The organism is Actinoallomurus acaciae (assembly GCF_042429965.1).
GTDB lineage: Bacteria > Actinomycetota > Actinomycetes > Streptosporangiales > Streptosporangiaceae > Actinoallomurus > Actinoallomurus acaciae.
Genome location: NZ_JBHLZP010000230.1, coordinates 1 through 12,660, shown reverse-complemented (window position 1 = coordinate 12,660; position 12,660 = coordinate 1). Strand labels below are relative to the sequence as shown.

The 12,660-nt window shown below is 72.1% G+C and carries 5 protein-coding genes; all 5 read right to left on the bottom strand.

Annotated elements, in window-relative coordinates:
- Positions 1 to 85: 85 nt before the first annotated feature.
- Complete coding sequence (locus ACFFNX_RS27060) at positions 86 to 2,143, bottom strand: family 43 glycosylhydrolase (RefSeq protein ID WP_378208120.1); 2,058 nt, start codon at positions 2,141 to 2,143, stop codon at positions 86 to 88.
- Positions 2,140 to 5,340 carry a family 78 glycoside hydrolase catalytic domain gene (locus ACFFNX_RS27055; RefSeq protein WP_378208117.1) on the bottom strand — a complete coding sequence of 1,067 codons (3,201 nt, stop codon included), beginning with the start codon at positions 5,338 to 5,340 and terminating at the stop codon, positions 2,140 to 2,142. Before ACFFNX_RS27055 ends, ACFFNX_RS27060 begins: the two co-directional genes overlap by 4 nt.
- Before the next feature lie 50 nt (positions 5,341 to 5,390).
- Positions 5,391 to 6,803: an arabinose isomerase gene (locus ACFFNX_RS27050; protein WP_378208114.1), complete on the bottom strand. Its 1,413-nt coding sequence runs from the start codon at positions 6,801 to 6,803 to the stop codon at positions 5,391 to 5,393.
- A gap of 19 nt (positions 6,804 to 6,822) precedes the next feature.
- Entirely contained in the window at positions 6,823 to 10,530 is a 3,708-nt protein-coding gene (locus ACFFNX_RS27045; RefSeq protein WP_378208111.1) for a glycosyl hydrolase, read from the bottom strand.
- Positions 10,531 to 10,631: 101 nt separating this feature from the next.
- Positions 10,632 to 12,660 (bottom strand): alpha-L-rhamnosidase C-terminal domain-containing protein (locus tag ACFFNX_RS27040; protein WP_378208108.1); only part of this gene is annotated, 2,029 nt, incomplete at its 5' end.

Here is a 12,660-nt window from a genome sequence, read left to right as displayed (position 1 = left end):
CCGGCCGGGGCCGCGTGGGCCGGCAGCGCCGTCCAGCCGGCCGCCAGCCCGAGCACGGCGGCCTTCGTGAAGAAGGGGATGAGTCTCACGAGACCTCCGTGTGGAACTTCAGGTCGCGGCCGGGTTCGGGGGTGAAGGAGACGCCCGCGTCGGTGCTCACCGCCGAGGTGCCGCCGGGATAGGGGTCCCGGTCGTCGAAGGCGAAGCCGTAGCAGCCGACGGCGGTCGCCGAGCCGAGGACGAGGGCGTACCGGTGACCGCGTGTGACGCGGACGCGGGGATGGAGGACCACGTCACGGGCGGACCAGCCGATCGTGTCCGCCGGGACCGTGGTGGACCACAGCGTCCGCGGGCCGTCGCGCAACTCGACCGTCAGCGGATCGGACGGCGGCGTGCGGAGCACCCGGCCCTCCTCGGTGCCGTCCTTGAAGGCCGTCACGGCGAGTGAGGTGAGGCGCCCGTTCCGGCCCGCGGTGAAGGTCTGCTCCCGCCGTTCGTCGCCGGCGATGTCGCAGGCCGTACGGAACCCCGCGACGCCGCTGGTCTGGTCGAGCCCGGGGATCGGCCGCTGCCGGCCCGGATGCCCGGGATCCAGGTGTATTCGCGTGTTCGCGCAGGTCAGAGGCTGAATGGAACCGTCGGACGCGAACGACAGCGGCTGCCAGTAGAAGTTCGCCAAGGCCTCGTTGGTGTGGAAGTCCCACAGGTCGCTGAAGTAGAGGTACTTTGGCCCGCCGCGGCGCTGGGGCAGGGTCGCGACCTGCGCGGGCTGACCGCCGCACGAGTCGTCGCTGATCTTCACTCCGGACGTCGGGACGACCCATCGCGAGAAGCCGCCGGAGAAGTCGTCGGACAGCAGCGTCGCGCCGGAGGAGGAGGTGACCTGGACGTTGTCGAACCTCGCGGACTCCAGGTCCGCGCCGTTCCACTCGCGGAAGCCGACCTTGCCCGCCGGATAGGTCGCGTCGGTATCGGTATAGGTGTCGACCTGGACGCCGTCGATCGCGGTGGTGAACGTCGAACCGGCCGCCGTGACCGACACGTGGTGCCACTCCCCCGCGACGATCGGTTCGGCCAGGGGCACGACGTGGCTCGCCGTCGTGGCGCCCGCGCGGCGCAGCACGCTCAGCGTGCCCTTGCCGGACGCCGAGCCGTTCAGCAGGAAGAGGTAGCCGTGGTCGTCGGTGTTCATCCGCAGGGCGAACCCGGCCTGTGCCGCCGTGCCGGTGGCCGTCGGCAACGGCGCCACGTCGAAGGAGAAGGTGTAGTCGGTCCAGTCCTCACCTTCCTGCGACAGCCCGTACAGGCCCCCGCGGGCGACCAGCGCGCCGTCCTCGGCGGTCCAGGCGTCGCGGCCGTGCCACGGACCGAGCGGGCTGCTCGCGGTCAGGTACGACGTGCCGGTCCCGGTGCAGTAGCCGCAGTTCGGGTCGGACATCGTCAGGTAGTAGACGCCGTTCCGCTTGAAGAGCGAGGGCGCCTCGACCCGGGTCACCCCGGTGATGTCGTACGGGCCGGCGGCGCGCAGGTAGTCCGAGGTGAGCTTGATGACCGCGATGTGCCAGCCGGCGTTGCTGCAGACGAGGTAGCCGGCGCCGTCGGCGTCGACGAACACGTCGAGGTCGGCGGTGCAGTGGGTCTGGTCCGGCAGGTCGGGCACCGGCTGTTCGGTGAACGGGCCGGTCGGCCGGGTGCTCGTGTAGACACGGAACTTGTCCGCCGCGTCCTGGTCGTTGACCCACATGACGTACCGGTGGGTCGCGGCGTCGTGGACGACGTGCGGGCGGAAGCAGTAGCGGCAGTCGCGCGGCGGCACGACGTACCCCTGGTCCGTCCAGTGCGCGAGGTCGGGTGAGGAGTAGACCTTGAACCCGCAGAACGTGGTGTTGTTCTGCCACTGGTAGCCGCAGTCGTAGCTGGTCCCGTACAGGTAGTAGGTGTCGCCGAACCTCGTGATCGCCCCGTCGTGGGCGTCCACCGCGTTCCCGTCGGTGTCGAAGCGTACGACCTGGTTCCCGGCCGGATCGAAGTTGGTGAGGTCGGTGTCGACCGCGGCCCGGGCGGCCGGCGCGAGCGCCGGACCGGCCAGGACCGCGATGAGCACGGCCAGGAGAAGAGCGGTGAACCTGCCACGGATGCTCATGCCGCCGCCCTCGCGGTGAAGGTCCAGTGGCCGGAGCCGACCTCGAAGACACCGCGGCCGTCCTGGACGCCGATCCAGGTGGCGCCGGGGGTGGCCCCAGGTCTGCCGGTGCCGCCCAGGAGCGGGACCTCGACGCGCGCGGGCGCGCCCGGCGGGACGGTCACGTCGAGCTTGAGTGTGCTCCCCGAGCGGTTCCAGGAGCTGGTGACGGTGCCGCGCGGCGTCTCGTACGAGGCGGCCGCGTGGGTCAGGTCGCCGACGACGGCCGGGCGGATGCGCAGGTGCTCGAAGGCGACGGAGCCGTCGGCCTGGCCGATGCCGGCGAGACCGGACCCGAACCACTCGTCGATCGCGCCGAGCATGAAGTGGTTCTGGGAGTTGCCGGACGTGGGGCCGTCCCAGTTCTCGGTGAGCGACGTCGCGCCGTGCGTCACCTGGTAGCCGTAGCTCGGGTTGCCGGTCTGCGTGGCGACCGTGTAGATCAGGTCGTCGCGGCCCGCCGCGGACAGCACGCGGAACACCGACGGAAGCGCGATCTCCCCGACGGTCAGGTGGTAGCCGTTCGCCTTGATGCTCGCGGTCAGATGGTCGAGCACGGCCTGCCGCCTGTCGGCGGGCACGACGCCCATGTCGAGCGCGAGCGCGTCGCTCGCCTGGCTGCCGGACGCGTACGTGTCGCCGGACAGGTACTCGGCGTTGAACGCCGCGCCGATCCGCGTCGCGAGCGCGCCGTAGCGCCGCGCGTCGTCCGTCTTGCCGAGCACCCGGGCGATGCCGCTCATGGCCGAGGCGACCCGGTAGTAGCCGAAGGAGGCCGTCACCCCGACGGGCGTGCTGTCGTCGAAGGTGATCCAGTCGCCGAGGCCGTAGTCGAGCAGGTCGCCCGTTGCCTTGGACGACAGGTAGTCCAGGTACCGCTGCATGTTCGGGTAGTAGGTCCGCAGCGTCGCCGTGTCGCCGTAGGTCTCATACAGCTGCCACGGCGCGAGGACGAGCGAACCGCCCCAGTTCGGGTCGTCGCGGAAGCCGCCGGAGAACACCGTGTACTCCGGGGCGATGTCCGGCACGAGGCCATCGGCGGTCTGCGCCTCGGCCATGTTGCGGACGAGCTCGCGGTAGTAGGCGGCCACGTCGTAGTCACGGGCGACCGAGCCGAAGACGAGGTTGTCCTCCTCCAGCCAGCCGAGCTTCTCCCGGTGGGGACAGTCGGTCAGGACGGAGTACATGTTGCTCTGGATCGCCCGGTCGATGATCGTGTGGATGTCGTTGATGAGCGGGTTGGAGCTGGTGAACGTGCCGGCGGTGTCGTTGGCGGCGCGCAGCACGAGGCCGGTCACGGTGTCCTTGTCCGGTGCGGCGGGCAGTCCCTCGACCTGCAGATAGCGGAAGCCGTGGTAGGCGAAGCGCGGATGCCAGGTCTCGACGCCCTTGCCGGACAACGTGTAGGTGTCCCAGATGGGCGAGCCGGTGGTGGCCTGGCTGACCGTTCCGTCGGAGTTCAGCAGCTCACCCGGCCGCATCGTAACCTTGGTACCGGCCGGGCCGCCGACGCGCAGCCGTTCCCAGCCCGCGAAGTTCGTGCCGAGGTCGACGACGTACACGCCGGCCTTCGGCTCGGTGATCTTCTTCGCGTGCAGGGTCCGTACGATCTCGACCGGCGGGTCCGCCCGGGCGGTGAGCGCCTTCGTGGGCGAGGCCACCTGCACGGGGGCCGTCCAGTCGCCGGGCGCGCGCCGCGCGTCGTAGTCCTCGCCGCCGTACCAGTTGGTGAAGGTCGTCGCGCCGAGCCCGGTGCGCCACGATGAGTCGGTCGCGATCGTCGTACGGCTGCCGTCGGTGTAGGTGATCTCGAGCTGGCCGAGGAACTCCGGTGCGCCGTCGGACCTCGTGAGCTTCTCGTACCGGCCGGGCGTGGACGGCACGTTGGCCATGCCGTTACCCACGTCGACGCTCACGCTGTTGCCGCCGCGGCGCAGCAGCCGGGTCACGTCGTAGGTGGAGTACACGACGCGATCGGCGTAGTCCGTGTTCGGCGGTTCGAGGACCGCGTCGCCGACCGGCCGGCCGTTGACCGACGCGTCGATCACACCGAGCCCGGTGGCGTACAGCCGGGCGCTGCGGACCTTCCGGGTCACCGCGAAGTCCTTGGCGAAGACCGGCAGCGCGCCGGGCTGCCCGTGCATCGGCGGCGGCGCCTCCTGCCCCTTCACCGTGGCGGCCGTGGCGAACGCCGTGCCGTCGCCGGAGGTCTGCACGGTGAAGTCCTCCGGGAAGTTCGGCGTCCTGCCGTCATCGGTCAGCGTGTCGGTCCGTGGGTAGAGCAGGATCCGGTCGAAGTGCCGCGCCGCGCCCAGGTCGATCGTGACGTCGATCGGGGTGGTGAGGTCCTGGTCCTGGTGTTCCAGGCTCGTGTAGCCGAACGGCGCCTTGTCCGTGGTCAGCGCACCGTCCGTGACGAACCGCGGCTCCCACTGACCCGGGGCGGTGTAGACGTCCGTGGCCGTCACCGGCGCGCCCAGCGCCAGGTCGGTGTCGGGCGCCGAGGCGTCGGTGACCGCGACCTCGGCGAGTTGCAGCCGTGAGACCTTGTACGGCCACCCCTCCTTGATCGGCAGTCCCAGCCGTGTGACGTCCAGCCGGACGTACCGCGCGGTCTGCGCGGGCAGGGAGACGGCGACCGGGGTGGGTTGCCGGCCGGACCATTCGGGGTTGGCGATCCACCGCGCCTTCCAGTCGCCGGCGTTCAGCAGGCCCATCTCCCAGTGGGCCGCCGTGCTCCACGCGGACGCGCGGCCGTGGGAGTCCCAGACGCGCACCTGCCAGAAGACACGCGACCGCGAACCGGGCGCGGGCCCGCGGTACGCCGCGCCGACCGCCGTCGAGGCGACCTTGCCGGAGTCCCACAGGTCGGGGTGGGCCAGCCGGCTCACGCTGCTCGCGGCCCGGATCTCATACCCGGTCTGCGCCGCGCCGCGCTCACGGGAGGCGAGCCGCCAGCTCAGTGTCGGAGCGGGGTCGTCGATGCCGAGCGGTGAGGTCAGGCCGCCGGTCCTCAGGCCGGTGGCCGTGACGGAGCCGGGCGGCTCCGCGCCGGCCGGCGCGATGACCGACAGGGTCAGCGCGCCGGTACCGGCGAGGATTCCGGCCGCGGTCGTGGCCTTGCGGAGGAATCCGGGCATGCCGAAGACATTCGTCACTTCGTCTCCTGGTGGTCGAGTCCCCCGACTCCGTCAGAACAGGCTTTTCGCTAGGGACGCACGTCGATCAGCTCGACCTCCATGAGATCCGCGAGGGCGCGGAGGTCGGCGATCCGGTGGCCGGTGCCGAGCGCCCAGTGGTGGGAGATTCCGGTGGCGCTCCACGTGTCGGTCCACTCCCCCGGGTCGGCGCCGAAGTCCACGCGTGAGGTGGTGTTGCCGATCCGCAGGAGCGGGCCGCCGACGACCTCGCCCTCCGAGGCCACAAACGCGAACCGGCCGTCGCGGCCCTGCCGGAGGCCGAACGCGGTGACCGGGCCGTGCTTCACGTCGAACTCCACCGAGACGCCGTAGCCCCGCTTGCCGTGGTAGACGCCGAGGCCGCGCAGCAGTGGCCGGCCGTCGCTGATGGCGAGGTGCGCCGGGCCGTCGTGGCCCATCTCGACGTGCCCGCGCTCGAAGTCCAGCGCCTGGAACTCGGTGAACGAGCCGCCCGCGCCGAGCCGGTCCATGATCAGCATGGCGAGCGAGGTGCGCAGCTCGTACTCCCCCGCCGCCGGGACGCCGCGGGCGGTGAGCAGCGAGGCGCCGAGGATCATGCCCGCGCCGAGCCGCTCGTGCATCTCCCCGTCCAGGCCCCGGTGGTAGTACGCGAGGCTGTCCAGGCCGAAGTCCTCCACGAGACGGTCCAGGCCGACCGCGACGCGCGCCGCCCAGCCGAAGTCCTCATCGTTCACCGACTCGTCCAGCGCGAAGACGTCCGTGGCCTCCTTCTTCTTGGCCTCGGCCTCGGCGTCGGTGACCTTCTCCACCCGCACCCGCAGGTCGTCGAACTCCAGGACCTCCACGTGGCCGCCGAACTGGGCCGTCACCAGCGTCAGGTCGGTCGCGACGTCGAGCATCCCCGGATACAGGTGGCCCATGAGGCCGTGCCGCCCGTACCGCAGCGCCGCGCGTACGCCGGCCGCCCGCACCCAGCGCCCGATCCGGTCCCAGGCGCGCTCGTCCTCCAGGTACCCCGAGACCGAGCGGAACGGGATGCCGGAGCGCAGGAACGCGTTGGCCATCTCGGGCAGCGGGCAGGCCCCGCAGTAGGCCAGCCACTGCCCGGTGTCGAACGTCTCGTGCTCCATCGACTCGGTCGGCTGCAGGTTGATCAGCAGGACCGGCGCCCCGCTGCGCTGGGCGATCGGCACGAGCATGGTCGCGGTCATGTACGTCGTGAGGAACCCGACGATAAGGTCGCAGCCCGCCGCGCGCAGCTTCTCCGCCGCCGCCGCGCCCTCGCGCTCGTCGGAGACGAAGCCGACGTCGACGACGTCGACGCCCAGCAGGCCCATGCGCTCCGAGACGCGTTCGGCGGACCGCCGCAGTTGGGGCAGCAGGTCGGGGAACTGCGGCCAGTACGCCCCCAGTCCTCCCGCGACGAGCCCGACGCGTACGCGTCCGTGGTGGTCGGTCATCTCATTCCCTTCCGCGGGTTCACGGCCGTACCGTGAGCCCGCTCATCTGCACGTTGGCGTTGACGGAGTCCCAGCTCTTGGTGATGTCGAGCCGCAGGTAGCGGGCCTTGACCGGGGTGAAGGTCGTCGTCCCGCCCGCCTTGGGAGTGTCGGTGGCACCGGCCACGGTGCGCCAGTTCCGGCCGTCCGAGGAGACCTGGACGTCGTAGTCGCGCGGCCCGTAGCTGGAGCGTCCGCCGACGGTGACGGAGCCGACGTCGACGGCCGCGCCGAAGTCGAGCCCGTACCGCACCGGACGGGCCGCGGTGGGTCCCTGACCGGCGGCTCTGCCCCACGACACCCAGAACGTGTCGGCCGAGCCGTCCACCGCGAGGGCGGCCGGGTAGCGGTCCTGGCTCGCGTCCGCGATCACGCGCGGGAACGGCGTGCCGCCGGGGTTGAGCGCCAGGTCGTCGGAGTGCACGAGGGACACCGTCGTCGTCGAGGTCAGTCCGGTGTCACTTCGCGCCGTCACCGTCAGGGTGTCCGTTCCGGTCGCGGCGCCGGAGTCGCGCAGGTCGACGGGCACCGCCACCGAGCCGCCGGCCGGGACCGTCGTGCGGCCTTTCTCCGGCGTCGCGGTGACGCCCGAGGCGGCCGACGCGCTGAGCGTCACCCCGACCGGCCGGCCGGATCCGTTGCTCACGAGCACGGTGGCGCGGTTGTACCCGCCCTTCGCCAAGGGCAGCGACGTCTCCAGCGCCGAGGTGGTCAGCAGGGGCCGGGTTCCGGCGTACGGCGTGAGAGTGACCGGCCCGAACAGCCCGTAGTCCATCGGCGTCCGCGACGACGCGCCCGTGCCCGGCGCGACCCGGACCGCGTTGAGCAGGGTGGAGGCGACCCGGACGGTGATCGTGTTGTCGCCCGGGCGCAGGTACCGGCCGACCTCGACGTGGCGCAGGTCGGCCTGGTCGAGCGGCGGCAGGTCGTGCCCGTTGACGTTCACGGTCACGGTGTCCACCGGTGTGCCCAGGTCGAGACTCGCGCCGCTGACGCCCTTCCACTCCCCGCCCAGGGTGACGTGGGCCGTGTAGGTGCCCCGCCCGGACACGTCCTTCAGGTCCGCGGAGTAGCCGTTGCCGGGCGTGATCGCCGACCACGCGGGCAGCCTGCCGTCCGATCCGGCCTTGAGCGTGACCGGCCCGAGTTTCGAGTGCGCGGTGTCGCCGGGCAGGTCGGACGCTCCGGGGCCCCAGGCGTCCACGGCGAGCGACCAGTCGCCCAGCGCCACCGGCTTCGGCGTGCCGGACGGGGGGCTCGCCGTGCCCGGCGCGTCCTTCCGGCCCGGCGCGCCGCCGAAGGTGGCGTCGTGTCGCGGCGTGACCGCGATGACCTCGGCGTCGTCGCCGTTCAGGCGCACCGGGACGGTGACCGTGCCGTGCCCGGACGTGTAGCCCGTGATCGGGGTGATCTGCCCGGTCCAGGTGTCCAGCCGGTACGGTACGCCGTCACCGGTGAGGGTGAGTGTCTGCGCGGTCGCGGTCTTCGTCTGGTTGTACAGGTAGTAGTAGTCGGTCGAACCCGCGTGCCTGCGCACGTCGAGGATCGCGCCCGAGTCACTGCCCGGTGTCGCGGCGGGCGTGACGTTCAGGCGCTTCAGCGCGGCCGGTGCGTCCGCCTCGCTCGCCGCCCGGACGACGCTGCGCTGCCGGACCAGCTCGGCGACCACGGACTTGAGCTTGGCGTCCTGGGCCGCCGCGTCGCCGGCGCCGGGAACGGTGCTCGGCAGGTCGCCGACGATGACGACGGGCAGGCCGCGCCGCGCCAGATCGAGGAGCTTGCGCGCCGCGTCGACCGGCATGGTCGTCTGGTCGTTCAGCAGCACCGCGTGGTACGCCGAGCCGTCGCCGAACAGGGTGCCCTTGTCATAGGAGGCGTCCTTGCGCCGGAGCTGGGCCGGGCTGAGGTACTCATAGGTGTACCCGGCCGACGCCAGCGCCGATGAGCTCTGGATCTGCTTGTTCGCGCCGCTTCCCGTGGTCCCCGTGCCGTTCATGCCGAAGTCCTGCCAGTACACGGCCAGGTCGAACCGCGGATCGCCCTGGCGGAGCACGAGTTGCATGCGGGCCAGGTTGTCGTTGATGGACCGGTAGTCGGCCCAGTTCGGTCCGCCCTTGGCGCCCCACGCCTCGGAGTAGGAGGTGTTGCCGCCGTAGGTCATGCCGGGCCACACCTCTTGGGCGCCGGCGCCCTGCGGTCCCCTGGTCAGGTAGGGGAAGCCGTGCCAGACGACCTGGTTCACGCCGCCGGCGAACCCGCGGTACACGGCCTGCAGGTTCGAGGCGTCCGAACCCGCCCCGGCCGTCGACCCCCAGACCGAGCCGGAGAAGGCGCAGCACTCGTCCGACACCACGGGCTGCCCGGCCAGGTGCGCTCCCGTGGCGACCACCCGGTAGTCCTGCACGTTGCTGTAGGCGCCGGTCGACTGCCCGAACGCGAGCGACTCGCCTTCGGGAACGTCGATGTGCGAGGCCGCGTCGGAGACGTCCACCGGGATGCCGTACGGCTGGATGCGGGTGCCCATGTGGTGCTTGTGGGCCCACTGACGCAGCACGTCGAGGCGGTTCGCGATGTACAGGTCGCTGAGGGTCTGCCGGTAGTCGGTGCGGACGCGGGCGCCGAGGCCGTCGCCGAAGTCGAAGAACGGCCGGTCGGTGATGCCCTGGTCGCCCGCCCCGGCCAGCGCCGGGAGAACGTCGATCGGGGAGTATCCGCGCAGCTTCTGCCACTGGGCGACCATGCCGGGCGTCCACTTCTGCGTGCTGCCGAGTTCGAGGGAGTCCTCGAACAGGTCGCTGGTGCCCATCTGGGCGAGCAGTTTGCGCACGTCCGGGGTGAGGATGTGCGCGTCGTAGAAGTCCGTGGTGGCCTCGGCGCCGGCCTTGCCGAAGGTGTCCAGGGCGTAGTTGGTGCCGGTGGCGGTGTAGCCGGACAGGGACTGGCCGGTGGGCGCCTGGTAGAAGGCGATCAGCGCGTACGTGCTGTTCGCGTCGCCGGGCAGGTCAATCGAGAGGTCGCCCTGCGCGTCCACCTTCGAGGTCACGTCGGTGACGCTGGACCGGTCGAGCAGCCGCGGGGCGCTGGAGGAGTCGGCGCAGCCGGCGTCGGAGCACTTGGCGAGGAGCGCCGCGATGAGGGTCTTCTTCGCCCCTGCGGGCAGTGCGGCGTTGAGGTTCGTCGGCAGCGGCCCGGACCTGCCGGCGCCGCCGCGGTCGAACTCATGGGAGAAGACGATCTGCTGCTGCGCGGCGGGGTCGTTGACGTCGTTCACCGAGGGGACGGTCGCGGGCCAGCGGGGGCCGATCGTGAAGTCGAGGTCGAGCCCCTCCTTCTTGGCCGCCGCCAGCATCGTCTCGGTCTTCTGCGCCCACAGCGGGGTGCCCCAGCCGTACTTCTCCAGGAACGGGTTGGTGTTGTTGCCCGTGCCCTCGACGTTGAAGGGCGCGACCTCGGCGCCGCCGCCTCCCGCCTTCTTGATCTGGTCGAGTTCGTCGGCGAGCTCGGCGTCCTGGGTGTAGGCGAGCGGCTGCCACCAGCGGTACTTGGGCCGGACGGAGGCCGGAGGGTCGGCGAAGGTGGCACGGGTCAGGGCCGGGACGGTGGTGGACACCGGCGCCCCCTCCGCCGCTCCCGCCGGGGTCAGCGCGACGACGGCCGCGGACAGGGCGAGGAGGAGCGCCGCCGGCACCCTCGCGAACCGTCCGGCCGCGCGTCTCATGACGCCATGTCCGGGCCGCCGGAGTCCTCGGCGGCCCCTTTTGCCGACGCGCACGCGTCCGCTTCCCACGGTCATCTCGTTCCTTCCATCATGTGGTGCCCGGGCGCCACGCCGTTCACGTAGACGTAGGCGCCGTCGCTGGTCACGTCCTTGGCGGTGGCCCTTCCGCCGGCCCAGACCACGTGCCCGTCGAGCGTGACGCGGGTGTGGACGGGGATCGCGAGCCGGCCGGTGGTCCGGCCCGGCACCGTCACCGCCAGCCGGAAGCCGTGCGTGCCGTCGCGCCAGGACGCGGTGATGTCGCCGCGCGGCGTCGGGACCGTGCCCTCGGCCCACGTCAGCCCGGCCGGGTGCGGCTGCACCGTGAAGCGGGCGAACCCGGCGCCGGTCGGCGTCACGCCCAGGACGCGGTTGGTGAGGGTGACGGTCGGCTGACTCGCCCAGCCGTGCGCGAGGCTGGTGAACGACGCGAGCCCGGGCGTGCCGTCGGCCGCGGTCTTCTCCCAGAACGTGTTCCCCGGGTCCTGGGCGAGCTGGTATCCCCAGCCCCTGCGGATGAGTTCGAGCCCGCTCGCGTCGTCGACGCCGAACCGCGCGTCCGCCTCGGTTCCGGACGGCAACGGCTCGTAGTGCGAGTCGACCGCGGCGCCCTGCGTACCCGCCGGCACGGTCAGCGACCCGTACGGCCCCCAGTCGTTCGAGCGCAGCCAGGCCAGCGACCGCCTCGCGCGGTCGGGCGCGGCCAGCCCGGAGGAGACCGCGAACGCCGTCGCGTCCTGCGGATGCACGTCCGGGTGCTCGACGCTCTGCCGGTACGCGCCCGCCGTGTCGTCCCACAGCTTCGCCTCGACCGCCGTGCGCAGCCTCGCCGCCGTCGCCTCGTAGGAGGAGGCCAGGTCCGTCCGGCCCTTGGCCCGTGCCATTCCCGCGGTCTCCCGCAGCGCCCGGTACAGGCCGGCGTTCGTGTAGGTCAGGTGGTCGCAGCTGCTGTAGGCGTACGTGCCGCAGCCACCGTCCCCGCCGTACGCGCCGAAGGCGACGAGCCCGCTGTCGTCGATCTGGCGCACCGCCCAGTCGAGGGCGCCGGTGACCGCCTGCCACCAGTCGCCGAGCGCCTTCGGGTCCGCGGTGTAGAGCCAGTGCAGGTACACGTCGTGCACGAACCACAGGTCGTAGTCGCCGCTGAAGTGGCCGGACTGGTCCGGGCAGACGCGCCCGTTGCCGGGCACGAAGCCGTCGGCGGTCTGCTGCCGGGCCAGCGCGTCGAGCGTGTTGCGCATGGCGGCCACGTCGTCGGTGGACAGGTACGTGACGGGCCCCTGCACCCCGAGGTCGCCGGTGAACGGGTCACGGTCCCGCTTGCCGCCGTCCAGCACGACCGCCGTCCTCGGGTCGGCGTAGTGCAGCGTGTTGTCGGCGTGGTCGGCCTCCCCCGGCTCGTACGGCCAGCACGGGGCGGCCGGGTCCACGGCGATGTTGCCCTTCACCCGCGTCGGCAGATCGGTGTCGATCTGCACCGTGTACGCGCCCGCGTACCAGATCCGGTTCAGCTCCTCGTCGCTGGACCGGAAATGGCCCCGGTAGCCGCGAAGGTTCGCCTGGCCGGGCGCGGCCGTGAAGTCGGCCGCCACGGCGTCGATGTCCACCCAGCCGGGCTTGTCGAGGAAGATCGTCGCGTAGCGGAAGCCGCCGCGTGGCTGCCCGTCCTCCAGGGTCGCCGGCAGGTGCGCGGGGGCCGGGGGCAGGGTGTGGCTGTCGGCGTCCCACTGGTAGGGCTGTCCCGGGTAGCCGCTCCAGATGTTGGCCGTGTCGCACCCCGGGGCGAAGGCGGTCTGGCCGCCGTTCTGGCCGGGCGCGGTCGCCATGAAGCGGCGCGACTCGGAGTAGCAGACGTGCAGGCCGGGCCGGTCCGCGGAGGCGCCGAGCACCCGGACCAGCGCCCTGCCCGCGACCTCGCCGCCGAAGTCGAGCGTGAGCAGCGGTGAGGTGCCGCGATCACCCGTGCCGGTGAGGCGCACCGCCCTGCCGTCCTGGCGGAGCGCGGCGGTGGGCGCGCCTTCGATCGTGCCTCCGCGCGGGTCGGCGGCCGTGACGGCCTTC

Coding starts and splice junctions, on each gene's coding strand:
- ACFFNX_RS27060 (WP_378208120.1), bottom strand. CDS start 2,143: ATGAGCATCCGTGGCAGGTTCACCGCTCTTCTCCTGGCCGTGCTCATC.
- ACFFNX_RS27050 (WP_378208114.1), bottom strand. CDS start 6,803: ATGACCGACCACCACGGACGCGTACGCGTCGGGCTCGTCGCGGGAGGA.